The sequence below is a fragment of the Providencia sneebia DSM 19967 genome (assembly GCF_000314895.2).
In the GTDB taxonomy this organism is placed as follows: domain Bacteria; phylum Pseudomonadota; class Gammaproteobacteria; order Enterobacterales; family Enterobacteriaceae; genus Providencia; species Providencia sneebia.
The window spans coordinates 1,077,615-1,103,922 of the sequence record NZ_CM001773.1 but is presented as its reverse complement, the minus strand read 5'-3'; the positions used below and the strand labels follow the sequence as shown (position 1 = coordinate 1,103,922).

Sequence of the window (26,308 nt, the reverse complement as noted above, 5' to 3'; positions counted from 1 at the left end):
TAAACTCCCTTAAACTGAAAATAAAATAACAACACTATTAATAATATTTTAGATAATAGTTAATTCTTAATTAAGAATTAAATAGAAATTAATATTACTAATATATTAGTTATTCATCTTATTTTTCAGGATTCTTTGATTTTAAATATTACGAGCCATAGCTAATTGTTGATCAGAGCATAATTGATTCCAATATTTAAGTGTCTGTTGGATCATTTTAATTTGGTCGCCAATACGGTTAATTTCTTCTAATTCATCTTCGGCTAACTCTCTACTGGGAAATTTTTGATATAAATTATCTAAATCTTTAAGGCTGATTCCATTTCCATACCAATCCATATGATATCGACCGTTATCATCTCTTTCTATAATTCGCCATTTTGTCTGTGATTCTAGCCAACATAGTGTCGAGCTTTGGTATTTTCCACCATTAACTTCAAAATTTTTATTAATAAACTTATCTAAATCTTCTAATGAACCATTAATAATTTTTTCAATCTCATTTTTATCTAATTTTTTTCATTTAGAATAGAACTTAAAATAAATAACTTTAGCATTGGACTAATATTATTAGCTCTATTCACTGGTGGCGAACCAAGTATAGGATTATCTTTTATCCACCAACCATAATCATCATCCCATCCTTTAATTATTTGATCATGTATAACCTGTGAGCCACCTTTCTTATCCAACTCTGCCATTATTTGCCCCAAAAATGATTCCTTAGGGATATGACCTTCTCTTTTTAACTCATCGTAAAGCTGTTTAACCCATTTAGCCATTTTTTCAGGTGAATCATAAGCTGCTTCATGTAAAGAATGGCTACCGCTGCCAGTACTTTCTAAAATATGGCTAATATGATTTTTATTTTTATCATACCAATTCTCTAAACCATATTCCTTGGCATTCACCATAATTTCTAAGAGGGCTAATTGAAAAAGGTCTTCCAGGTTTTCTGAACCAATTCCTTTATCTTTCATATTTTCAAGCATGATCATTAACGTTGAGCGAAACATCTCTACGCCCCCCTGAGTCAACCCATAAATTTTTCTAATTTTGGGTATAAACTTCAATGCTCGCGGCTAATATGCCTGAAATTTCTTTTTCTGCATTTACCCCCAGCATAGATAAAACAACTTGTTTTTGCTGATTGGTAATTAGATTTAATACTTCAATATTTAAATTATCCATATTATCTAATTTATGATCAATCTTATTGAGCTGATATTCACATTTTTTCAATATTGAAATATCGCTTAATATATTTTGTTGTTCACTATCATCTTGTTCTTTAGAATGATAATTATCATCTAAATTTGCCACTAAATTGTTAATATAAAAATACGACATTAAAACCACCTATGCACAGAATAATAAAATTAATTACTTAACATTTACCGCTATAAATAATATTATTTATACCACTAATGACAACATGATTTACCATATAAGGTTATAGATAGATTATTAAATAATATAAATACAACATAACAATAACTAAAAATAAATTTATTAAAGCTCTAAAGAATTAACATTCGATATAAGGATTCAGTTGTTTCTTTAAATATTGATATCTGGATAAATAAAATTCATTTAAATTTTCAGGTTTCACAATGATAAAAACCATACTTGAATTTGTATATTCCCCTAATTTATAGTGACAAAGAGATATATCTAAAAAAACCTCATCAACATTACAGGTAGGGTATGTTTTTACTGTATTTAATATATCTAAGGCTTTTTTATATTCTTTCTTTTCTAAATAAATTGCAGCTAAACTTCCTGGCCCTCGATGATCATAAGGACTTAAGACTGAATAAGAAAGAAACACCATTTCAGCTTCTTTTAATTGCATTGTTGAATAAAGTTTAACACCAATTTGGTAGATAGACTTTAATTGTGTAAGTGTTATAGAAGACTTTGAACGCCGCAATTTCTCCATCTCTTTTTTCATTCTGTTGCCATTTAATGAATCAAGATAAAGCTCAAAATCATCTAAACTAGTATTAGTTTGTTTTTGTGAAACTATATTCATAATATATCTATTCGTCTAATTATCTATCATTTTATTAACAATAAAGTTAATACATTCAGGACGTTTCATAATAATAGAACCATCTGGTAATTTGATATTTAATCGTAACGCCCAAACAATCGCTTTACGACTATCAACATTAAAAAGCAACTTGATAGCTAATTCTTTTTCAGAAAACCCCTCAGGAATTTCTACAAATTGTGCAGCATCAGCAAATAAAAAATCATGTTTTGACATTTTGCTTCGATAAAGCATCCAATCTTGATGTCTGTTTGTTAACTTTGCTTGCTGATATTTAATAACAAGAATTAACTTATTAATAACACTCATTATTTTCTGCTTAGAACCTGCTAATAACGGTATTATTTCATTATGTTGTAACCCCATTATTATTTGGTATGCGTCTTCACTCAGATAACGATGAGTGAGATAATAATGAAGAACCTTATCATTCCTATACTTTAGCTCACTCATCATTTACGTGCTGTACTAAATATTCAATTGTTAACATATCATTTGCAGAGATAATGCCTTTGAGAAATTTTTCTATTCTAGCTTTACTTGTAGCATCAAATTCTTTGAGGCTGATTAATAAAATAGAAATTCTTTTCTTACCCTCTCCGGTTACCATGACATTTGCTCTTAAAACATCCGGTATCACATTTAACTTATTATAAATTTCACGTCCTTCTAATAGGTTACCCTTAATATTTTCTAATTTACTTAGGCTTGAAAATTTTGATTCTAAAAGATCATTTAAATCTTCCAACTCGAAGTAAAAATTAAATTTAGATAATAATGCTCTAGCATTCATTACCTGTGTATCATTAACATATACAGAATATTGGCCCTTATAAAATACGAGCTTTGCTTCTATCTGAGCTTTATTAAGTAAAACGAGTACTTTATTAGCAGTATCAGCTGATTCAAATTCTGCTACAGAGATATCTTGGTTATCTTGACAGCCAACTATCATAAATAATAGAAAGCCACATAGCGCTCTACGAAAAAAAATCATTATTGCGCCTTCATTACTTCGTTAATTGAATTCGCAGATTTTGATGCTATTTTACTGATCATTTCTTGATACATTGAATATTGAAATACTGCATGTTGTAGAGTCAATGTATCCGCTACAGTAATTCCTCCACCTGAAGAATTTATAGTATCAAGAGAATTTAAAATTTCTTTAAATCCTTCACCTACATTTTGATAAGAATCTTTGAAAACCGATGATTCGATCCCACTAACACTATCTAATGCTATTTCATTCATTACATTACTCCAATTTAATTATTAATCTAAAATTATTTTTACCAAAATACAATGATTCTAATCAGCATCATACTTTATTACATTCTATGTTTATTTATTCTGAAAAATTTATCATATCTATATAGGTTATATATCTCAATGTGTAAAAAGTCACACTTATAATAAAACCAATTATATAGCATAGGCATTACTTTTTTGGATCAATTAACTTTCCTTATAAACATAAATAATAAGATATAATGAAAACTAACTCAGCCAAAATAATAACAACTTATGAATCTATGCATAGTGAAATCTTCAGAATTCACTATGCGTAGCATTTATTATCATATTAATTCAATATGATTAAATGTGTCATGACTAAAAGGTTAGATAGTTAAATAGTGTTACAGTTGCTGCTGATGACACTAAAGATGAGAAGATAGTTAATGAAAGTAGAGAAAAAGATTTCCTGTGCTCATTGATTTTTTTATTAACTATATATTCATTGTTGATGTGTTTTTCTTGGTTATCATTTTTAAATGATAATGGTTTTTCTTGTTTTTCAGGTAATATATTTTCCTCTATATTCAATGAATCACATTTATTTTCAAAAATAAAAACGTAGCCCTCTTTAGGTATTGTTTTAATTTCACAAACAAGGTCTTGAAAATGATTTAATGCTTTTCTTAAATTAGAAATTGCTTTAGTTAATGAAGTTTCACTGACAATAACAGCCCCCCATACAGTATCTGTCATTAATGTTTTATCAAGTAATTGGTTAGGGTTTTCACAAAATAATTCAAGTAACTTAGCTTCTCTACTACCTAAAGTGATATCTCTGTGCTCCGAGCTAATTGTACATTTAATCAAATTAAATTTAACACCTTTACCTAATGTATAATCTTTCATTTTTTAACCTATAATATTTTTTACTATGATCGAATGTTATTAAATAATATAATTATTTATATGAATTTACTGATTATTGCCAATAAGAATAGAACATTCATAAACTCATTAATCATATGAGATGAGCATTCTTATTTTATACAAAAGAACCTGCACTATACTTATAATATGGAACACTGCTTTTTATCTTGTTCTCATGTATTTGCTTGATTGAAAATATACTTAACATAAACAACAAAAGAAACTTACATCTGAAAATGGAATTTATTTAGTTTTTTATGCTAAAAAACAACATAATATAGGTTATTAAATTAAAACTCCAACAAAAAAGCACAAACAAAGGAATTTTATACTTTTCAATAAGCTTGAAATACTGTCTTTTTATGATTAAAAAATTGATTCATATCACGAATAAAAAGAAAAATTGACAGGGTGTGCCGCAAAAAATGAGACTTGAATCACATTCAAGACTGTAATCCACAAGATAAGTTGTATAATTTTCGACATTTCATAACCATTCAAAGCACACTTTTCTTTCTTAAAATTCATTGTTCAACAATCCAAATATGAACAATGATTTTAATTAATCTACAGAATAAAATATCTCACTAAGATTGAGTATGTACAATTGAATTTTTTCTTTTAAATATTAACGTTATTAACTTATCGAAATTTTAATTTTTAGCATTACAATTGAATAAATTAAAGATAGAAGGAACAATAGAAGTGAGCATTCTTTCTACTGTTACCTCTTGATTCGACATATGGAATAATATTATATCTTCTGAGACTCTATCTATATGGCAAGAGTTAAGTGATATTTCTCTCATAAATTTACTTTCAGTCTTATCTAATAATATTTCTACTGATGGTGTAGAGTTTGAAGCTATACTAAAAAATGAAATAGATATCAGTGTAAATATTACTAATGATATTAATCCTTTTTTCATTACAGTTACCCCTATAAAACTATATTTATCTATATTAATCCTTAGCCATAACTAAATATAAAACAAAAGATAAGAACTAATAAAACATGTTATAAATGTGACAAAAATAACTCAGCTAAATTATATTGCACAAAATAGAAAATAAACTTAGCCAAGCATCTTATTATTAAAAACTTTAAAATTAATTATTTACATACCGCTGTTATACGCTGCATAAATTGATTATTATCTTTTGCTGGCAATATATAAGAAGCCCAGCACTCATTATTTTCCCATTGTACTTTTATCGTGCCTTCATCATCCATACCCAATAAATAGACTTCCCCATTATCTCCAACAATACTACTACGCCCACTTGTTTTTACCATTGCACCGTAGGGGACTGGATGTTTATTATAAGTTAATCTCATTAAGACTCGCCTTCCTATTTCACCTTGAAATGAAGTTTGCATTACAGCTTCTTTATTAGACATAAGGTAAGCCGAATTATTATTAAACCCAATTGCGTTATTTTTTCTTAGCGATTTAAATCTATTATGAGTTTCACGATTAACTGAAGTATACGGTCTGGAATTATTCCCTGATATATCTTCTTTTATACCTAATTGACCCATTTCATTAAAATAATTAGGAGCCGCCAGTAATGTACTATCTTCACTAATTGGTTGATCAAACGTTATTTTGTTACCGAGCAATATAATACTTCCCTCTGCACCATAGTTAATCTGCCGGTAGTTACCGCCATGACTATAGCCCATATAACGGCTGCCATATTCACCTAGATAATTCAGGCTAAAATCACTATGGCTATTTTGCCCACGACCATAAGATTTAGAGATATCCCAACTTAAATTTCCTGCCTTTAATGCTGTTCCCGTCAACCCAATTTGATGTGATATATCACTATTATGGCTACGCCCAACATTATAATTTGCATATATTGTATTTTGATGATGCCTCTCAAAAATAGGCATAGACACAGATAAATAGATTGATTGTTCACTCTCTCGATTTTGCTTCACATCATGATGCTCTTTGTTATAACGATATGAAAGGCTGTAATTCGCTCTAGAAACTGATCCATTAAATCCAACTTGCAATGAATCACTCATTCCAGATGTATTCCAATACGTTTGGCGAATTGCTGATATATAAAGAGATCCCAATTCTCCTACATTTTGGGAAATAGTTGCCTTAATTTTTGATTTTTTTATATTATGCAAATTGTAAGAACTGTCAGCAAACCCATTAATGGCGCTGCCATATTCATCGGCAAGATCTAAATTATGATGCCAACCTTTCATCTCTTTTAATGCACTTTCTCCTAAAGTATAGAATCCATTCATTGAATAACGATTTCCCGATAATTGGAATGTTGTTCCTGATGCATTTACTGAATTCGAATATAGTAAATGCAACGATTGCCCAATATGATGGCTACCATCATATAAGTGGCTTTTAGCAACCGTAATATTTGTAGATAATGTTCCTAAACGACCTAAATTATAACTAGCCCCAACAGCTCCAGCTGTATATTTAGTTGAATGTTGTGCTCCACCATATAACGTTATAGTAGGTGAGAATCCCCAAGCCAAGGTACTTTGCATAAATTCTGGGTTATGATGGTGATCACCAATAGAGTTAAAGCGCCCCGCAGTTAATGCATATTTTAAATTCCCGACTCGCTGCAATAATGGACTTGAGGTATAAGGAACAATAAAAGATTGTGTACTGCCATCAGCTTCTTTAATCACAACTTCGAAATCACTATTTGAAGAAATAGGAACCAAGTCATTGATAATAAATTTACCCGGTGCAACAAATGTTTGGTAAATCGTAAAACCATTTTGGCGTACACTTACTTGAGCATTACTATTTGCAACTCCTCTGATCACTGGAACCAAATCCACGAGATCCTCTGCGTGCATATCATCATCACTTGAAAGCTGTATACCGCGAAAACCAAATGACTCAAATAAATCACCATCAGTATTACTCTTACCAATGATTAATGCGCTACGCAAAGCAATAATATTGCGGCCTATATAACTTTTAAGTATCTGCCATTGGCTAGAAGCATGAGAACGGCTATCATGATATTGCCATGTACGTTGATCTCGTAACCGCCATATGCCAAGATTTATACCACTATTTAAATTAAGATAGTGACTTCGAGATTCAACATGTTGTCCACGATGAGTATTTCCATCAAATAAATAGTTTATTAATAAACCATTACTTTCTTTCCCCCTGTTTTTTTCGCTGATAAATTATTAGATCGGGAATATTCAGAGTTTAGTTCAGGTAGCTCATGTTGGTTTGCGCTAATCGGTAGAGAGTTCGTACCCATAAAAATAGTTGCTAATAAGAATAGCGAACGACTCTTGCTTATTTTTCTGTCTTTTTTATTCGAGGCCATTTTTATATTTCATTATTATTAACAATAAACTTTACTATTTATTATAAAAAGTTATTAATACAGTATAATAGATGGTTATCGCATTAAGCCATTCATCTATAACATTCAAAACGGTAATATAATTTTCTATATCACTTAAATTTATGCATTATTCTAACGGAAGAAACAAAAAGAAGAAGTGATTCAAAATGATTAGTTATGAATAGTATTTATTTTCAAATAAATGCATGATATTTTTCATGCAAACAGAGGAAAACTAAAAGTTAAGGATATAAACAACCACATACAATAAAATAATTTTATCAACAAAAACAATTGGATATAAGCACTCCAATAAAACTCAACTATACAATTAATTATTTTATATTAGATGCTAAGTAGATAATCACAATAAAACACAATTAAAGAACTCATCTATAATCATTAATTAAACATGGTAATTTACGAAATTAGAATGTATTAACCCTTTTTCTCTGTTAATTAGAATTAATTATATACATTAATATTTATCCCAACATAGCTAGTTGTTATCCATTCATACATAAAATGAAATTAAAATTTTATTATTTCTATATTATTTTTTAGTCATTACATTTTCAAAAGAAATGTTATTAATTAATCCAAACTAAGGAAAAGTATGCCTATAAAATCAGCTAGTTTACCAATAAATAATAACAACATGGATGAGTTATCATCCAAATCTAACTTAAAAAAAAGAACAACTAAAGGTGATGTTAAAAATAAATGTGTAAATGTGCATAACTTTAATTTGAACCATTACCCTAATATTAAACAGTTTTGCAATTCTATTTTAAAAAACATTCAAAAGGCCCAAGAAGACTCACAAGGAAGAATAAGATTTATTGAAAATCCCATAGCAGAATCCACTTATGTAAATAAGTTTCATGAGAAAACACGCATATTCAAAGAAGTTAGAAATATAGAATTAACTACTGAACAGAAACAAAAAATAGAAAAAGAATCAACAGAATCTTGTGAAAGTATTGGTACGATGAGTAACGCCTTAAAAAATATAGATAATATCTTTAATGAGAGTCTTTACTAACAATTTATACAGATAGCAAAGACTTCATTTTAATACTAAAAGATTAATTTTCAGGTGCAATAACTAGCTGACCAACAGACCCCAGATCGGCTTTCTCCAAATTTTGGCTATAAAATAAAAAGGGAAAATGCTCATATGAAGGCTGCATCATTTGAACTAATAATTCACTTTTTCCATCAACCCACACAGTATCTTTCCAACCAAAATCTTCTGGTGGTGTTGGCTGACCATTATGGTTAATGACTTTAAAGCGCACGCCTTCAATATGAAATGATTGTGGTTCGTTACTTGTTACTGCCCAACGTTCCCAATTACCTTGTTGGCTAGAAACATCGATTCGTTTGATATCTTTTGTCGCATTATTAATTCCGTAAGGTTCATTCAGATGAATATCACGATTACGAATAGAAGATGTTATCTGTGTTTTATCCTCAACCAATTGAGTCGGCAAGTCATCAGTGACTAAAGACATTAATCCCGTTGCACGGATAGTGACAATATTGGTTGATACCAATAATGATGATGGTTCAAAGAGACTTTTAACACGATCCATGAAAGATGCGGACTCACCAGCAGTGATTGTCAGCTCTTCAGTTTTCGCCATATCAATTAATATTTCACGACGCTCACCGGGAGCTAATGATAATTCTGGCACACTGACTGGTGCGGTTAATAAACCTTGATCAGATGCTATCATGATAAACGGGCGACCATCACTTATTTTCATGATGTAACGTCTTGAGTTAGATGCATTTAGTAATCTTAAACGCACCCAGCCCCGAGAAACTTCAAGATAAGGGTCTTGAACACCATTGACAATCAAAGCATCCCCAAGAAAACCATCTTCATTAGCTTGATATTCAGGTATACCAAAATTATCTAAACGTTTATCTTGAATAATGATAGGAAAATCGTCGACACCATAATGCTTAGGTAAACGTAAATTTTTCGTTGAATCATCATCAATAATCCACATTCCTAATAGACCATTATAAATCTGCTGACCCATTTTCCCTTCAGTATTAGCATGATACCAAAGTGTGGCCGCAGGTTGGCGAATCGGGATCACTGGTGACCAATCTGCACCCGCTGAAATCAGTCTTGCTGCGCCTCCCATCTGAGTTCCGGGAACTTGTAAACCACTCACTGTCATTGAAACAGCTTCAGGCAATCTATTGCTATAAATCAGCTTAATATCATCCCCGTTTTTAACTCTCACTGTCGGCCCAGGATAATTACCATTCACACCCCAAATTTCTGCCGAATATTTACCATCAAAAGACCAATGTATTTTTTGTAAAGTCAAAAATAGAGGCTGACCTGATTTTGATTCTAATAATGGGGGAACAGGAAGAGGTGTTTTACCATTCGCAAATGCACTATTCGCAATATTCATAGAACACAAAGCCAACCCTACAATGAGCAGGAACCAGCGCTGACTGAATAACATAAATTCTCCACTAACACTAAAATAGCAGCATTTATTATAATTATCCCAAATAATTCGAGCTTGCCAAAACCTCAACCACGGCAAATTGAAGTATAAGAGAATAGTTAAATATTCATAATATGAATCAATTATAAATATTTTAACTCTGATCCATACAAGACTAATCCTTAATTAAATATGGTCACAATCAATGACTCTGACAATAGCATCACTATGATATCGCGAAAGGTCATTAAATTCTAAAAATATATACTTAAATGATTCTAGAAACTAGAAGTAATATTATTCTAGCAATAGCCCCAAAAGGGGCTTTGCAATTTAATAGAGGTAAGACAGATGGAATTAAACAAAATTGAATAACCACTGGATAATACTTATTTTTTGGGTTGCTTTTTCATTTCAGCAACTTCTTTATCAAGCTCTTTAATTTTATTTTCCATCAAGGTATGACAATATTCCGCAAGTTCTCTGACTTGGTCACGAGTATAATTTTTAGTATCAATAGGTTCTAACATTTCAAGAATAACATGGCCATTATTCCAACGATTTAATTTTATTTTACCTTGAGTACTCGACACACAAACAGGAACAATTGGTACGCCAGCTGCAATGGCAGCATGAAAAGCGCCTGTTTTAAAAGGTAATAATCCTCGACCACGACTGCGCGTTCCTTCAGGAAACATCCATACCGAAATTTGGTGCTTTTTAATTTGATCCGCAACTTGTGTAATTGTGTTATGCGCTTTTGAACGATTAGAACGGTCAATTAAAATATTACCAGTAACCCAATATAAAAATCCAAAGAAAGGAATTAATACTAAGCTTTTTTTACCCACAGTCACTGTTCTTGGCTGAACACCGTTTGACATAGTAACCATATCAAAATTATTTTGGTGGTTACCAATATAAATACTTGGGCCATAATTGCGTGCTTTTTTAGGAATACGATCAATAATTTTGATACCAAATACTTTTGATAATCGCCCAAACATGTGACCAAAGGTCATAACGTGTTTTGGATTACGAGGACTAAATAAACAATAGATCCCTCCTAAAACACAAACCAATATTGTATAAATAATCACAATAATGGCACGAAGAAGCGCTAGCATAATAAACCTCTAAATTTTATCTTAATAATAAAGGGCTTAAATAAGCCCTCATGATATAAAACGTTGTTATTTATCTGCGTTAACAGGTTCAACATCTATTCGCTCAACAATATTTAATCCTCGAGGTAACGATGTTCCCTTATTACCGCGTTTAGCATGATATTTTTGTAGCTCTTCTGGTCTAAGTTTAAGTTTCCGTTTACCTGAATATAGCGTGATTGCAGCTTGATTAGGTAACACAAGTAACCAAACAAGCAAATCTTCACCATTTGCTGCCTGAGCGCCGGTAACATTAATAATTTTATTCCCTTTACCTTTTGAAAGCTGCGGCAGATCTGATACTGGGAATACAAGCATACGACCCGCTTTTGTGATAGCTAAAAGCATGTCACTTTGCTCGTTATTTATTTCAATCGGCGGCAATACTTTTGCATTATCAGGTAAATTAATTAATGCCTTACCCGTTTTATTCTTAGTGACCAAATCACTAAAGGTACAAATAAAACCATAACCTGCATCTGAGGCCATTAAATATTTTTGCTCATCCAATGCCATTAGAACATGTTCTACTGTTGCACCCGGCGGTAAAGTGAGTCGACCGGTTAATGGTTCACCTTGACTACGAGCTGAAGGCAATTCTAATGGCTCAACAGAATAACTACGGCCTGTAGTATCAATAAATACAGCAGGTTGATTCGTTTTACCGCGTGCTGCGCCTTTGAAACTATCCCCTGCTTTATAGTTCAAGTTTGCAGGTTCAATATCATGGCCCTTCGCACTTCTCACCCAACCCATTTCAGATAAAACAACAGTGACAGGCTCTGAAGGCAAAATTTCATGTTCACTCAGTGCCTTAGCTTCTTCTCGTTCTTGCAAAGGAGAACGGCGATCATCGCCATACACTTTTGCATCAGCTTGAATTTCTTTTCTAATCAAAGTGTTTAGCTTACGTTCAGAACCTAAAATACTTTGTAAATCATCGCGCTCTTTCGCTAATTCATCCTGCTCACCACGAATTTTCATCTCTTCGAGTTTTGCTAAATGACGCAATTTTAATTCAAGAATAGCTTCGGCTTGTGTATCTGAAATATTAAAACGTGACATTAATATCGGCTTAGGCTCATCTTCAGCACGAATAATCTCAATCACTTCATCAATATTTAAATAAGCAATTAATAAACCATCTAAAATATGTAAGCGACGAAGCACTTTTTCTAAACGGTGATTTAAGCGATTACGAACCGTTTGGCGACGATAAACAATCCACTCATTAAGGATTTCAACCAAGCCTTTAACTGAAGGACGGTTATCTAGCCCTATCATGTTGAGATTCACACGATAGCTTCTTTCAAGATCAGTGGTGGCGAATAGGTGAGTCATCACTTGTTCAAGATCAACGCGATTACTGCGTGGAACAATAACTAAACGAGTTGGATTTTCATGATCTGATTCATCGCGTAAATCTTCCACCATCGGCAGTTTCTTCGCGCGCATTTGATTAGCGATCTGCTCAAGAACTTTAGCACCAGAAACTTGATGAGGAAGCGCAGTGATCACCGCATTGCCATCTTCTTTTTCCCAAATAGCTCGCATGCGCACTGAGCCGCGACCATTTTGATAAATCTTACGAATATCATCACGAGAAGAGATAATTTCTGCTTCTGTCGGGAAATCAGGACCAGGAACAAATGCCATCACATCATCAAGTGACAGCTCTGGTTTTTCTAGCAAAGCAACTAAAGCCTGAGCGACTTCACGTGCATTATGCGGTGGAATATCGGTTGCCATACCAACCGCAATACCAGTTGTTCCATTGAGCAAAATATTAGGTAAACGCGCTGGCAACATTTTTGGTTCATGTAATGTGCCATCAAAGTTTGGTACCCATTCAACAGTACCATGGCCCAATTCACTCAATAAAGTTTCTGAATATTTAGAGAGACGCGATTCGGTGTAACGCATTGCAGCAAAGGATTTGGGATCATCAGGCGCCCCCCAGTTTCCTTGACCATCTACCAATGGGTAGCGATAAGAGAATGGCTGAGCCATCAACACCATAGCTTCATAACAAGCACTATCGCCATGAGGATGGTACTTACCCAGTACATCCCCAACTGTTCTTGCTGATTTTTTATATTTTGCTGTGTTGCTTAGCCCGAGTTCTGACATGGCATAAACAATACGGCGCTGAACAGGTTTTAATCCGTCCCCAATAAAAGGTAATGCCCTATCCATAATGACGTACATTGAATAGTTCAGATAGGCACTTTCTGTAAATGTATGGAGGGGCAAACGCTCCACACCATCATGAGTTATTTCACTCATTCAATACTTTCCTTACTCTTTTTGATAGCGTGATGAATGTTAGACTTCTATGTCAACCATATCGCCTTTTTCTTGTAACCAGTTGCGGCGATCTTCTGAGCGTTTTTTCGCTAACAGCATATCCATAACAGAGATGGTTTTTTGATAATTTTCATCATTAATAGTTAGCTGAACCAGTCGGCGAGTATTTGGATCCAAAGTTGTTTCACGCAATTGAAGTGGGTTCATTTCACCCAATCCTTTAAAGCGTTGCACATTAGGCTTACCTCGTTTACGGCTCAGCTTATCAAGAACCGCATTTTTTTCACTTTCATCTAACGCGTAAAAAGTTTCTTTTCCTAAATCAATACGATATAGCGGAGGCATTGCCATATAAACATGACCAGCTTTCACTAGCGCTGTAAAATGGCGTACAAATAGTGCGCACAAAAGTGTCGCAATATGTAAACCATCGGAGTCAGCATCCGCCAAAATACAAATTTTACCATAGCGTAATTGGCTTAAGTCAGTACTATCAGGGTCCATGCCAATGGCGACAGAAATATCATGAACTTCTTGCGAGGCTAATACCTCATCTGAGGAAACTTCCCATGTATTCAAGATTTTTCCACGCAATGGCATGATAGCTTGATATTCACGGTCACGAGCTTGTTTCGCAGATCCACCAGCAGAATCCCCTTCAACTAAAAATAGCTCAGTCATCGTTAAATCTTGAGAGCTACAATCAGCCAATTTTCCGGGTAGCGCAGGTCCACTTGTCAATTTTTTGCGAACAACTTTTTTAGCCGCACGCATGCGACGCTGCGCACTTGCAATAGCCATCTCAGCTAATTGTTCTGCAACCTGAACATTTTGATTGAGCCATAAGCTAAAGGCATCTTTAATGACCCCGGACACAAAAGCAGCACACTGGCGTGATGATAGGCGCTCTTTAGTTTGCCCTGCAAATTGCGGATCTTGCATTTTCACTGACAAAACATAAGCACAGCGTTCCCAAATATCATCCGCAGACAGTTTTACACCTCGCGGTAAGATATTGCGAAACTCACAAAAATCGCGCATTGCATCTAATAGCCCTTGACGCAAGCCATTTACATGTGTGCCGCCTTGCGCAGTAGGGATCAAGTTGACATAACTTTCAGTAAGCAGTTCCCCACCTTCAGGCAACCATAACAAAGCCCACTCAGCGGCTTCTGTTTCACTTGAAAATTGACCTGTAAATGGCGTTTCTGGCAAGGTTTCCAAGCCGTTAACAGCTTCCATTAAATAATCTGTTAAACCATCGGTATAGCACCAAGTTTGTTCAGTATTATTGATTTGGTCTTTAAACGTGATTTTCACACCAGGGCATAAAACAGCTTTTGCTTTTAAATTATGGCCTAGGCGAGAAATTGAAAATTTAGCGTTATCAAAATAACTTCCATCTGGCCAAAAATGGACGCTGGTTCCGGTATTACGCTTTCCACAAGTACCGATAACATGGAGATCTTCCACTTTATCGCCATTTTCAAAGGCTATCTGATAAACTTGCCCATCTCTGCGCACTGTAACTTCTATTCTTTTAGATAACGCATTTACAACAGAAATACCAACGCCGTGTAACCCGCCTGAAAATTGGTAGTTTTTGTTTGAAAATTTACCACCTGCATGCAATTGACCTAAAATCAGTTCCACTGCGGACACTTTCATTTCAGGATGAATATCAACAGGCATTCCTCGTCCATCATCTATCACTTCAAGTGATTGATCTGGATATAAAATAACCTCGATTTGTTTTGCATGCCCAGCTAATGCTTCATCAACGCTATTATCGATGACTTCTTGGGCTAAATGATTCGGCCGGCTGGTATCGGTATACATCCCAGGCCGACGGCGAACAGGTTCCAAACCACTGAGGACTTCAATGGCCTCTGCGTTATAACTAGATTGAGTCATGTTGTCATTCTGCGGTAGTGTTCCCTAAATAATGTCAAGTTGCCATTAGTTATGCGACAAGTAAAGCCTATATTGAGAGTCACTTGGATGTAGTCACTCCGATTATTTTCATAGGGAAGGTTTTACTTGCCGCCTTATGTCACTCGAATTATGTCGGGTATCGGTGATTAACTGAACAGCCCTAGCCATTCATGTTGAGAGTTACTGTTGATAATAACAGTGTTTGTGTGTTTTAGCATTATTTCAAAGATAATTTCAGAAAACGAATGATCTCTGGTAAGTAATTTTCAAAACCAACAAACGCATGATTACCTTGTGGCTCGACTGTCTGTTTGCACTCAGCAAGATGCGTCACTGCTTGGCGATAATCAAGCACCTCATCACCCATTTGCTGTAAAAGCCATATCAATTCAGGATATTTCACCTTTTCACAATAAAAATTCTTCAGCTCATCAATATGTTTTGGCTCAAGAAAATAGGTTTCATGCGTATAAGGATTCGTATTTTCGCCTAAGAAATTTTGTAGTAGCTCAAAAGGACGAATTGCGGGATTAACCACAACAGCAGGTAAGTTGAAACGTTGTGAAAACCAAATAGAAAAGTATCCACCTAAAGAAGAGCCAACTAATCCTATTGGTGAATCTTGATGTTGAAGAATGATATCTTCTAACATCTTTGCAGCAGGTTCTGGATAATTCGGCAATTGCGGCACAATCATCTTAATATCTGGGTGATGTTCCGCAAGCCATAATTTCAAGGTGTTTGCTTTCTCAGATAAAGGTGAGCTATTAAACCCATGAATATAAAGTAATGTTGACATCAGTAACCATCCGAATCGAGATCAGGGCTAAATTCTTGCGTATTTAATCGATGTACTTGTGTACTAACCTGTTTATTGCCTTCGGCATCAATCGTTAATTCAAGATAACGCCAACCAGGCGCCAAAGTATCTATCGCAAAATTAGTACAATGCGGTTTGAATTGAACACAGGTTGATGGTGTTGCTAATAAGCGGATACCATTCCAGTTTTCATCCATTTCTTGGTGAATATGCCCACAAAGCATCGCCTTAACTTGAGGATAGTTTTTTAAATATTCAGCCAGAATATGTGCGTTCCGCAAACTATGTTGATCAAGCCAAGTGCAACCAGAAGGTAGCGGATGATGATGCAACATCACTAATGTTGTTCTTTGTGGATAGTTATCTAAACAACTTTTCATCCATTCGAGTTGTTGCTCTGATAGCTCGCCATGAGGGACATCTTGCAATTGGCTATCTAGCATTAATATTTGCCAATCATCATCAATAAAAATTTGTTTAGCACACGAAATCCCAGCCATTTTTAATGACTTAACCATTGCTGGCTGATAATCATGATTTCCGGGTAACCAAACACAAGGAGCTTCAATTCGCTCAATACCAGTAGCAAAACGCTGGTAAGCTTGCGGTGATTGATCCTGAACTAAGTCTCCTGTTGCAACAATAAGGTCAATCGGCTTATTTTGTTCTAAGATCGCATCTAGGACAGCATGATAGCTCTTGTGCGTATTCACCCCTAATAGGGTATTCGCTGTATCAGCAAAAAGATGCGTATCAGTAATTTGTAAAATTCTGACTACTTTCGCGTCTCGAGCAGTCACTTCAAGCTGGCTGTCCAAAAGTTTTCCCTTGTTCTTATAAAAAGTTTCGTTCATTTTACCGTTAGCAGTCGCAATATCTGCTAAATGGCACACACTTCCCTAGATTAATAGTTATTTAAAACAGTTTCATCCATTTTTCATTGAGTTTTTGATAATTAAGCTGTAACCATTGCAGTACAATCACCGTCGCAGCATTATCAATAATTCCATCGTTAACCCATTGATAAGCTTGCTCTCGACTAACCACATGAACGCGAATATCTTCATGCTCAGATTTTAGACCATGAATACCGTTAGCTTTTGAACTATCAACTTCTCCAACATAAACATACATGCGTTCTGATGTTCCACCAGGACTTGATAAATAGCTCAAGGCTTTTTCCATTTTGCCAATAGATAAACCCGCTTCCTCATCAGCTTCACGGCGAACAACTTCATCAATCGTTTCACCCGGTTCAATCATGCCAGCAACTGCTTCAAGTAACCAAGGTGTTGTGCTCGTATCAATCGATGGGATCCGAATTTGTTCTATCAGAACAACACAATCCGTTTTAGGATCATAAGGTAAAATGACGCCCGCATGACCCCGTTCAAAAACTTCGCGCGTCACTTCATCACTCCAACCACCTTCAAATAAGCGATAGCGAAAACGGTATTCCTCCATTTGAAAAAAACCGTTAAATAATTTACGCTTAGATATAATTTCTACATCATCTTTTTTGTATTTAATTGGGTGTTCTATATTATTTGTCATTATTACTCCTAAATCGATGATTTTCATATTAAAGAAATCTGACAAAAGATATACAAAAAATAATTGTTTTAGCAAAGTAATAAATTAAACGAATAACAAGAACATCAATAATGGTGATATTTGCTGCATTGAACTTAACTCATAGCAATACAACTCAAAACAAGATAGATATGATAGTTTTTTGGCGTCATATGCGCTAATGTTTAAACAAATTGAGACAAAATGGCACAAAACGCTACCGTTAATACAAGCGATACTCTGTTAGAATGGCTGCCATTATTTTAAATTATGAGCAACAACAGAGTCTGTTTTTGCATAGCTGTTTCTACAGTAGGCTCATTTTTCAGCCTATTATTTTTGACTCATCCCAAGATAGCGTGGGATTTAGCTAACAGACTCAACCTATTTGCTGTTTAATCAAGGAATCCAAATGAAGAAGCTGCTTCCCCTTTTTATCGCGATGAGTTTTGTGGGTCTCAGTACCAATAGCTACGCAGAGGATTTACTTCAGGTTTACCAACAATCTAAAGACAGTAACCCTGATTTGAGAAAATCTTTTTCAGAACGTAATCAAGCTTTTGAAAAAATTAATCAATCCCGTAGCCCATTATTGCCACAATTAGGTCTAGGTGCTGGTGTGACTTATAACAGCGGTTACCGTGATGCAAGAAACACCGAAAATAACGTCTTAAATGCAACGCTAACATTGACCCAATCTGTGTTTGATATGTCTAAATGGCGTGCCTTGACTATCCAAGAAAAAACAGCGGGTATTTCTGATGTCACTTATCAAACTAGTCAGCAACAACTGATTTTAGACACAGCTACAGCTTACTTTAATGTCTTAAAAGCTATTGATGCGCTATCTTATATTGAAGCGAATAAAGAAGCCGTTTATCGCCAACTGGATCAAACAACTCAACGCTTTAATGTTGGTTTAGTCGCTATCACTGACGTACAAAACGCCCGTGCTAACTATGATAGCGTTTTAGCTCAAGAAGTCGCAGGTCGTAACAGCTTAGAAAATGCGGTTGAAAAATTACGCCAAGTAAGCGGTGTGTATTACAACCAATTAGCATCACTGAATATCAACCGTTTCAAAACACACACACCAGATCAAGTTGAAGCTATTCTTAAAGAAGCTGAGACTCGTAACCTGAGCTTATTGAGTGCTCGTTTAGCGCAAGATATTTCTCGTGAAAATATCCGCTTAGCCGAAACAGGTCACATGCCAACAGTGAACCTAAGCGCATCAACAGGTGTATCAAATACTCACTATCACGGTAGTAACTATGTCGGTACAGATAATAATAGCTACACGGGTCAAAACAGTGTTGGGTTAACACTTAGCTTACCGTTATATAGCGGTGGTGCGGTTTCTTCACAAGTTGAACAAGCACAATACGGTTTCCAAGGTGCAAGTGAGCAACTAGAGAGCATATACCGTAATGTCGTTCAGTTAGTACGCTCTTCATATAACAACGTCTCTTCTTCAATCAGTAGCATTAATGCTTATGAACAAGTTGTTGTTTCTGCTCAAAGCTCTTTAGATGCAATGGAAGCGGGTTATCAAGTCGGAACGCGTACTATCGTTGACGTACTGACAGCAACAACCGCGCTTTATCAAGCAAAACAAAACCTATCTAATGCTCGTTATGATTACATGATTAACGAATTGAACATTGAGTTTGCTCGCGGTACGCTGAATGAAGAAGACATTGCGCGCTTGAATGCTAACCTAGGTAAAGAGCTATCGACTTCACCTAATAGCATTATCCGTAATATCCAAACACCAACAGTCAGATAATGATTTAGTAATTTAATAGTATTTGATGTCTTGAAGGTGGAAAAATATATTTTCCACCTTCTCTTTAATCCTTAACTTTTCATCCCCATTGATCAAGACAGTTACATCACCGCAATAACAAAACCATCACAGGATGCTGTTCATTTCACTTCTCCACGAAAAGTGATAAAATATTATCTTTATAGTTGAAATGAGCTGTTATTAGTTTTACTCACATTATTTTTATAAAAATAGGGATATTCTGCATTAGTTTTACAAGTTACTTGCAAGAAAAATAACCAATTTTAATCATTTGATATTAAAGAAAAATAATAATAAAACTTAAAATAATTATTCTAATTTCTTTCTTTCGCGGTATTTAGTTAACAGAATTTATTATTTGTTATCATTTCTCTGTTATTTTTGCTTTAATTTTCAGCGTAATTCCCCTATCCTAGAACAAATAATCTAACATCTTACTCACTCTTAATTCAGGGTAATAACCATGACCATGAAGCGTACCAAAGATATTAATCAAGACGCATTCCGTAAGTCTTGGCGTTCGTATCGTTTAGCGCCTGTTGCGCTCGCAGTTAGTGCTGTATTTATGCTATCCGCTTGTGAAGAAAGCGATGAAACTGTTTCTTTATATACTAATGCTCAAGATTGTAGCCAAGCTAATCCATCTCAAGCAGAGCAGTGTACTTTAGCTTATAACAACGCATTACAAGAAGCGGCAAAAACCGCACCTAAGTATGCAACTCAAGAAGATTGTATTGCTGAATTTGGTGAATCTATGTGTACACAAGCGCCAGCACAAGCAAGCTTCTCCAACACGGGTTCAGGCGAACAAACTGCGCAAGCACAAAGTAGCTCAGGCAGCATGTGGATGCCATTAATGATGGGTTATATGATGGGCCGTATGATGGGCGGTGGTGCAGCTTCTCAACCACTATTTAGCTCAAAAAACCCAGCTAGCCCAGCAAGTGGTAAATTTGTTGATGCAACAGGTAAAAGCTATGGTCCAGCGACCGCTGGTGGCCGTTCAATAAGCGTACCTAAAACAGCAATGGCACCTAAACCACCAACCACTTCAACCGTCACTCGTGGTGGCTTTGGTGATTCTGTCAATAAACAAGCAATGGCTCAGCGTTCATCAGCGTCTAAATCATCTTCATCTTCCCGCTCAATGGGTGGTTGATAGCTAATGAAAAGAGTTCCAATTATTGAGCGCCCTGATTGGCGCGAAAAAGCCGCAGAATTTGGCTTTGGTTTCCATACAATGTATGACGAACCATATTGGTCTGAAGATGCCTATTATCAATTTACTTTGGCACAAATTGAAGAAATTGAAGATGCAACTGCTGAGTTGCACCAAATGTGCTTAAAAGTTGTTGAACGCGTAATAGAAAGTGATGAGCTACTTGCTCGTTTCCAAATTCCAAAACATTGTTGGAATTTTGTGCGTGAGTCTTGGAAAACAGGTCAGCCTTCTCTCTATTCACGTCTTGACCTTGCTTATGATGGTATTAACCCACCTAAGCTACTTGAAAATAATGCCGATACTCCAACTTCACTCTATGAGTCAGCATTTTTTCAATGGATATGGTTAGAAGATCAAATACAAGCTGGCAATCTTCCAGAAAATGCAGATCAATTTAATAGCATTCAAGAACAGTTGATCGAGCGTTTTACGCAACTTAAAGATCAATACGGTTTTCGCCTTCTACATATGGCTTGCTGCCGTGATACAGAAGAAGATCGCGGAACAGTTCAATATCTACAAGATTGTGCAAATGAAGCTGGTATAGCCACTGAATTCTTATACATGGATGAAATTGGCTTAGGTGAAAGAGGCGAATTTACCGATACACAAGATCAGATAATTAGTAATCTGTTTAAGCTGTATCCATGGGAATTCATGCTTAGAGAAATTTTCTCAACAAAGCTTGAAGATGCTGGTGTACGTTGGTTAGAACCTGCTTGGAAAAGTATCATTTCCAACAAAGCACTGCTGCCTATGTTGTGGGAAATGTTCCCTAATCACCCAAATCTTCTGCCGGCCTACTTCGCTGATGGTAATCAACCTGAATTAGAGAGCTATGTTATAAAACCACTGTTCTCTCGTGAAGGCGCTAATATTCGTGTTATCGAAAATGGCAAAGAAATTGCTTCAGCTGATGGTCCTTATGGTGAAGAAGGCATGATCATTCAACAGCTTCATACATTGCCGCAATTTGATGGTAATTACACGTTAGTGGGAAGTTGGCTAGTGAACGATCAACCCGCTGGGATCTGTATTCGTGAAGATAAAGAGCTGATCACTCAAGATTTATCTCGTTTTTATCCACATGTCATTGTTGACTAACCAATAAAGATCTTGTTTTGATAACGATATTAAAACGGCATGTAAAACATGCCGTTTCAGACTGCTGACAAACATATTATGTTTGGCGGCAAGTCATATAGGTTTTGAAAATAAGCAAGGAAAATCAATACATTGATTTTCGACTGATAACACAAAGCGGGAAAAACCACGCTTTTATCCCGCTTTGTCAACAACCTCAAACGGCATGTAAAACATGCCGTTTTTTATAATCAACCAACCTGCACAGATAACATGCTTAATGAGCCAGATACAATGCCTTCAGTGGGTGCTGATATCACCTCTTTACCATCCCACGTTCCTAAAACATACAATAATGGTAGGAAGTGTTCTGGTGATGGATTTGAACGTTTTCCATCTTCTCTATCAAGCGCTTGAGTCAAAGGATGTGGCACTTCTTGGCTCGATAAGTTGTCATAAACGAATTTTTCAAATGAACTAGCCCAAGAATAAGCTTCTACTTGGTCATTTTTCCAATTCATTTCTCGCAGATTATGCACAACATTACCACTGCCCATAATCATTACACCTTGCTCTCTCAAAGTGGCAAGTTTACGCCCAATTTCCAAATGCCAAGCTGGTGGTTTAGTACCATCAATGCTTAGCTGAACAACAGGAATATCGGCATCTGGATACATACGAACAAGGATCTCCCATGTTCCATGATCTAATCCCCACTCACTTTTATCTAAATGGACATGTTCAGGCGCTAATAGATCAGCAACTTTCTGTGCAAGCTCAGGAGAGCCAGCCGCTGGGTATTCCACCTGATAAAGCGCTTCAGGAAAACCACCAAAATCATGTATGGTTTTTGGCTGTGTCATGGCAGTTACCGCGATCCCGCGGGTATACCAATGCGCTGAAATCATTAATATTAACGTTGGTTTTGGTAATGATTTTCCTAATACTTCCCATTCTTGAGTGTAAGGGTTATCAGAAACGGCATTCATTGGGCTACCGTGGCCAATAAATAATGCGGGTAATTTTTTCGCTAACATGATGATCCATGCTCCACCTTATGAATTCTGCCACCAGCATACTCGTTATTAAGATAGATCACAGTGCCGTTAAACTGAGCAACTTCATCAAATAAACTGAAAAAGCCATAATGCAACAAACATTATGGCTTTTATAAATCATAAAGCTAAATATACTAATCTGTTTTATATCAATAAATTAGCTTGCTTTTTTTTCCATTTGTAGGCGATATGCCACCAAATCTTCAATCGTTAAAACGGTCAAACCATGCTGTTTAGCAAAAGCAACAACTTCTGGTGTTCTTGCCATTGTGCCATCATCATTGGTTAATTCGCACAGCACACCTGCCGGTTTGAAACCCGCTAAGGTTGCTAAATCAATGCTAGCTTCAGTATGCCCGCGACGCGTTAAAACACCACCTTCACGTCCGCGTAAAGGAAATACATGGCCAGGATGATGAATATCAGCTGGTACAGCATTATCAGCAATAGCTGCGCGGATCGTTGTGACACGGTCTGCTGCTGAAACACCCGTTATCACACCATGTGCAGCCTCAATTGTCACTGTAAATGCAGTTTGGTTTTGGCTTGTATTTTTTTCTACCATCATTGGCAGTTCAAGTTGTTTACGGCGCTCTTCAGTGATGCATAAACAAACAATTCCGCTGCTATAGCGGATAGTCATTGCCATTTGTTCCGGTGTTATCGTTTCGGCTGCAAAGACAAGATCGCCTTCATTTTCACGATCTTCATCATCAAGCACAAGAACACCTTTGCCTTGACGAATTGCTTCAATAGCATGTTCAACACGTTCGATTGGATTACCGAATTCGGAAAGTAGCGTCTGATTCATGGTAAAAACCCCTTTAGTAATAAATTTATTAGTTACCAGAATCAGGGCAGTCTTAGGAGTACGAGAACTGAATAGGCAAAATAATCACGACTGTGTTTTTACAAATTCAGATATGTAGAGCAATGCTGTGCCGAAATATCACCGGACACAATGATGCTAATACCGTTATTCTCTCCCATCCGGACTATAACCGTCGGCTCCAGATTCACACTGGATCTGCTGACCTTTATTATCTTAAGCAATACTTAAGGAACAAAGCGCTCGCGGGCTTCATGCATATTGAAATAACTTTTCTGCATGTTACCGCCGGTGGGGAGTTTCGCCCCGCCCTGAGATAAACGTGGTTAATATAACGCTAATCATGAACAGTCGCAACATTGAAACCTGAAATTGGCATTACTCTCACATTTTCAAGTAAAAAAAAAGATAAAAAACGGTATGTTAGCGGTATTCAAATGATTTTAAACTCGGTATATTCAATACAATTCGTATATTCACTAGTGACTAAGTGAATGAATCCCTAGATTACAAAGTATTCTGGTATTACACTATCGGGAAAATTGATATTCTTGAAACTTTAAGGACCCGCGAATGTTCGATCCCAAGAAAATTGAACAAGTAGCCCGCCAAATTCAAGGTGCTTTGCCAAAAGGCGTCCGTGATCTGGGTGAAGACTTTGATAAAAAATTGCGTTCACTACTGCAATCACAACTTGGCAAACTTGATCTTGTTAGCCGTGAAGAGTTTGATATCCAAACACAAGTTCTATTACGTACTCGTGAAAAGTTGGTCCAAATGGAACAACGTATCAAGGCATTAGAAGAACGCTTTGCTGAACCTCAATCCATTGAAGTTATTGAGGTTATCGAAGAGAAAAAATCAGAAGAGTAATCATTAGAGCTCTATTAAATTAAGCATTAATGATTTGAATGGCCTACTTATAGTAGGCCATTTTTTGTATTAGCTATTTATTCACGCGATTTAATTATTGTCTTAATAATATTTGTGGTTGAAATACCATCTTCAAAGTTCAGCACTTTGACTTCACCGCCAGCAGCCCAAACTTCTTCACACCCTGCAATTTCTTCAGGGCGGTAATCGCCACCTTTAACTAATACATCAGGTAATACTTCACCAATTAAACGTTGTGGGGTATCTTCCTCAAAAGCAACAACCCAATCAACCGCTTCTAATGCACCTAGCACAATCATTCGTTGTTCAAGTGGATTAACTGGTCTTGTTTCGCCTTTCAAACGACGTGTTGAAGCATCACTATTCACTGCAACAATTAATCTGTCACCTAATTTACGCGCGTTTGCTAAATAAGAGACATGACCTGCGTGCAGAATATCAAAACAACCATTCGTCATCACAACGCGCTCACCACGCTGGCGCGCATTTTCCACAGCTTGTTTTAGTTTGTTTTCATCCATGATCCCAAAACCATTATCAGCGCGCCCACGGATCGCATTTTCTAGCTCAATGGGTGATACAGTTGATGTTCCTAATTTACCAACAACAACACCTGCCGCAGCATTCGCCAGCGCACAAGCTTCATGAAGTGGACAACCTGATGCAATGGATGCTGCCAATACACCAATTACGGTATCTCCGGCACCCGTCACATCATAAACTTCTTGAGCTTCTGTTGGTAAATGTAATGGAGCTTCATCACGGCGGATCAGACTCATTCCCTGTTCAGAGCGTGTGATCAATAATGCCGTTAAATCCAGAGATTCTAAAAGTGCACGCCCTTTTTCTTCAACATCTTGGTTATTGCTACAGCGTCCAACAATGGCTTCAAATTCGGACATATTTGGTGTCAGTAGCGTTGCGCCACGATACCGCTCAAAGTCATTTCCTTTCGGGTCAATCAAAACAGGAACACCCGCTTGATTGGCTAAAGTGATCATTTTTTCGATCTGAGCAAGTGCCCCTTTTGCGTAGTCAGACAACACTAACGCACCAATATTTGGTAACGCTTTTTCAATACGGTCAAGCATAGGTTGCACATCAACATCATCAAACCCTTCTTCGAAATCAAGTCGAAGCAATTGCTGATTGCGCGATAAAACACGTAATTTTGTAATCGTAGGATGAGTTGGAATTGCCACAAAATCACAGCAAACTTTCACTGATTCCAAGCTATTAGTTAATGCATTTGCGGCATCATCAATCCCTGTTAAGCCAACTAAATTAGCCTTTGCACCTAATGATGCAATATTCATTGCCACGTTAGCAGCACCACCTGGGCGCTCTTCCACCATGTTGACTTTTACCACAGGAACTGGTGCTTCTGGTGAAATACGACTCGTCGGCCCATGCCAGTAACGATCTAACATAACATCACCGACGACCAATACACCTGCTTGTTTATAATCAGGGAGTGTTACTTTCATCCCAAACTCCAGTAAAAAAAAGAAACCTACGATTAATAATATTTGTTATGCAAT

General features: G+C 36.0%; 25 protein-coding genes and 1 riboswitch. Of the genes, 5 read left to right on the top strand and 20 right to left on the bottom strand.

Annotated features, from left to right (window positions below):
- Window positions 1-141 precede the first annotated feature (141 nt).
- The 10 genes from OO7_RS17110 to OO7_RS04450 all read right to left on the bottom strand — a co-directional run bounded on the left by OO7_RS17110 (window position 142) and on the right by OO7_RS04450 (window position 7,376).
- Entirely contained in the window at window positions 142-339 is a 198-nt protein-coding gene (locus OO7_RS17110; RefSeq protein ID WP_052329016.1) for a hypothetical protein, read from the bottom strand.
- A gap of 170 nt (window positions 340-509) precedes the next feature.
- Window positions 510-1,016: a hypothetical protein gene (locus tag OO7_RS17105; protein WP_052329015.1), complete on the bottom strand. Its 507-nt coding sequence runs from the start codon at window positions 1,014-1,016 to the stop codon at window positions 510-512.
- Between the two features lie 34 nt (window positions 1,017-1,050).
- Window positions 1,051-1,350 carry a hypothetical protein gene (locus tag OO7_RS17100; RefSeq protein ID WP_052329014.1) on the bottom strand — a complete coding sequence of 100 codons (300 nt, stop codon included), beginning with the start codon at window positions 1,348-1,350 and terminating at the stop codon, window positions 1,051-1,053.
- Between the two features lie 178 nt (window positions 1,351-1,528).
- Window positions 1,529-2,035, bottom strand: coding sequence for a transcriptional regulator (locus OO7_RS04480; protein ID WP_008914781.1), 507 nt, complete (start codon window positions 2,033-2,035; stop codon window positions 1,529-1,531).
- Window positions 2,036-2,050: 15 nt separating this feature from the next.
- Entirely contained in the window at window positions 2,051-2,512 is a 462-nt protein-coding gene (locus OO7_RS04475; protein WP_156823128.1) for a hypothetical protein, read from the bottom strand.
- Window positions 2,502-3,053 carry a hypothetical protein gene (locus OO7_RS04470; RefSeq protein ID WP_008914779.1) on the bottom strand — a complete coding sequence of 184 codons (552 nt, stop codon included), beginning with the start codon at window positions 3,051-3,053 and terminating at the stop codon, window positions 2,502-2,504. Before OO7_RS04470 ends, OO7_RS04475 begins: the two co-directional genes overlap by 11 nt.
- Window positions 3,053-3,310, bottom strand: coding sequence for a hypothetical protein (locus OO7_RS04465; protein ID WP_008914778.1), 258 nt, complete (start codon window positions 3,308-3,310; stop codon window positions 3,053-3,055). Before OO7_RS04465 ends, OO7_RS04470 begins: the two co-directional genes overlap by 1 nt.
- A gap of 360 nt (window positions 3,311-3,670) precedes the next feature.
- Window positions 3,671-4,201: a winged helix-turn-helix domain-containing protein gene (locus OO7_RS04460; protein WP_008914777.1), complete on the bottom strand. Its 531-nt coding sequence runs from the start codon at window positions 4,199-4,201 to the stop codon at window positions 3,671-3,673.
- A gap of 674 nt (window positions 4,202-4,875) precedes the next feature.
- Entirely contained in the window at window positions 4,876-5,151 is a 276-nt protein-coding gene (locus OO7_RS04455) for a hypothetical protein (RefSeq protein WP_008914776.1), read from the bottom strand.
- A 185-nt stretch (window positions 5,152-5,336) separates the two neighbouring features.
- Complete coding sequence (locus tag OO7_RS04450) at window positions 5,337-7,376, bottom strand: fimbria/pilus outer membrane usher protein (protein WP_269077553.1); 2,040 nt, start codon at window positions 7,374-7,376, stop codon at window positions 5,337-5,339.
- An 831-nt stretch (window positions 7,377-8,207) separates the two neighbouring features.
- On the opposite strand from OO7_RS04450, the gene OO7_RS04445 reads away from it, so the two are divergent.
- The gene (locus OO7_RS04445; protein ID WP_008914774.1) at window positions 8,208-8,636 is read left to right on the top strand and encodes a hypothetical protein; all 429 of its coding nucleotides are present in this window, start codon (window positions 8,208-8,210) and stop codon (window positions 8,634-8,636) included.
- Between the two features lie 43 nt (window positions 8,637-8,679).
- Here OO7_RS04445 and ftsP read toward each other — a convergent pair whose 3' ends face one another.
- The 7 genes from ftsP to nudF form a co-directional block, all read right to left on the bottom strand.
- On the bottom strand, window positions 8,680-10,086 hold the full coding sequence (gene ftsP, locus OO7_RS04440) for a cell division protein FtsP (RefSeq protein ID WP_008914773.1): 1,407 nt from the start codon (window positions 10,084-10,086) through the stop codon (window positions 8,680-8,682).
- Window positions 10,087-10,460: 374 nt separating this feature from the next.
- A complete protein-coding gene (locus OO7_RS04435) occupies window positions 10,461-11,198 on the bottom strand; it encodes a 1-acylglycerol-3-phosphate O-acyltransferase (RefSeq protein WP_008914772.1) in 738 nt (245 codons plus the stop codon).
- 66 nt (window positions 11,199-11,264) lie between these two features.
- A complete protein-coding gene (gene parC / locus OO7_RS04430; protein WP_008914771.1) occupies window positions 11,265-13,523 on the bottom strand; it encodes a DNA topoisomerase IV subunit A in 2,259 nt (752 codons plus the stop codon).
- Between the two features lie 39 nt (window positions 13,524-13,562).
- Window positions 13,563-15,458 (bottom strand): DNA topoisomerase IV subunit B, encoded by a 1,896-nt coding sequence (parE, locus tag OO7_RS04425; RefSeq protein ID WP_008914770.1) that lies wholly within the window; start codon window positions 15,456-15,458, stop codon window positions 13,563-13,565.
- A gap of 238 nt (window positions 15,459-15,696) precedes the next feature.
- Window positions 15,697-16,278, bottom strand: a complete 582-nt coding sequence (gene yqiA, locus OO7_RS04420; protein ID WP_008914769.1) for an esterase YqiA — start codon at window positions 16,276-16,278, stop codon at window positions 15,697-15,699.
- Window positions 16,278-17,117 carry a 3',5'-cyclic-AMP phosphodiesterase gene (gene cpdA / locus OO7_RS04415; protein WP_008914768.1) on the bottom strand — a complete coding sequence of 280 codons (840 nt, stop codon included), beginning with the start codon at window positions 17,115-17,117 and terminating at the stop codon, window positions 16,278-16,280. The genes yqiA and cpdA overlap by 1 nt, the downstream gene beginning before the upstream one ends.
- Window positions 17,118-17,214: 97 nt before the next feature.
- The gene (gene nudF, locus OO7_RS04410) at window positions 17,215-17,853 is read right to left on the bottom strand and encodes an ADP-ribose diphosphatase (protein WP_008914767.1); all 639 of its coding nucleotides are present in this window, start codon (window positions 17,851-17,853) and stop codon (window positions 17,215-17,217) included.
- Between the two features lie 430 nt (window positions 17,854-18,283).
- On the opposite strand from nudF, the gene tolC reads away from it, so the two are divergent.
- From tolC to OO7_RS04395, 3 genes are all read left to right on the top strand, one after another.
- On the top strand, window positions 18,284-19,660 hold the full coding sequence (tolC, locus tag OO7_RS04405) for an outer membrane channel protein TolC (protein WP_008914766.1): 1,377 nt from the start codon (window positions 18,284-18,286) through the stop codon (window positions 19,658-19,660).
- A 484-nt stretch (window positions 19,661-20,144) separates the two neighbouring features.
- Entirely contained in the window at window positions 20,145-20,840 is a 696-nt protein-coding gene (locus OO7_RS04400) for a DUF1190 family protein (RefSeq protein WP_043892640.1), read from the top strand.
- Between the two features lie 6 nt (window positions 20,841-20,846).
- Window positions 20,847-22,007 carry a glutathionylspermidine synthase family protein gene (locus OO7_RS04395; RefSeq protein WP_008914764.1) on the top strand — a complete coding sequence of 387 codons (1,161 nt, stop codon included), beginning with the start codon at window positions 20,847-20,849 and terminating at the stop codon, window positions 22,005-22,007.
- 230 nt (window positions 22,008-22,237) lie between these two features.
- Here the strand turns inward: OO7_RS04395 and ygiD are convergent, their stop codons facing one another.
- Together ygiD and ribB are read right to left on the bottom strand one after the other, a co-directional pair.
- Window positions 22,238-23,023, bottom strand: coding sequence for a 4,5-DOPA-extradiol-dioxygenase (gene ygiD, locus OO7_RS04390; protein WP_008914763.1), 786 nt, complete (start codon window positions 23,021-23,023; stop codon window positions 22,238-22,240).
- A 178-nt stretch (window positions 23,024-23,201) separates the two neighbouring features.
- A complete protein-coding gene (gene ribB / locus OO7_RS04385) occupies window positions 23,202-23,855 on the bottom strand; it encodes a 3,4-dihydroxy-2-butanone-4-phosphate synthase (RefSeq protein WP_008914762.1) in 654 nt (217 codons plus the stop codon).
- Window positions 23,856-24,018: 163 nt separating this feature from the next.
- Window positions 24,019-24,196: riboswitch (FMN riboswitch) on the bottom strand.
- A 250-nt stretch (window positions 24,197-24,446) separates the two neighbouring features.
- Here ribB and ubiK point away from each other — a divergent pair.
- Window positions 24,447-24,746, top strand: a complete 300-nt coding sequence (gene ubiK / locus OO7_RS04380) for a ubiquinone biosynthesis accessory factor UbiK (RefSeq protein ID WP_008914761.1) — start codon at window positions 24,447-24,449, stop codon at window positions 24,744-24,746.
- A 77-nt stretch (window positions 24,747-24,823) separates the two neighbouring features.
- Here the strand turns inward: ubiK and hldE are convergent, their stop codons facing one another.
- Window positions 24,824-26,254 (bottom strand): bifunctional D-glycero-beta-D-manno-heptose-7-phosphate kinase/D-glycero-beta-D-manno-heptose 1-phosphate adenylyltransferase HldE, encoded by a 1,431-nt coding sequence (gene hldE / locus OO7_RS04375; protein WP_008914760.1) that lies wholly within the window; start codon window positions 26,252-26,254, stop codon window positions 24,824-24,826.
- Between the last annotated feature and the right edge of the window lie 54 nt (window positions 26,255-26,308).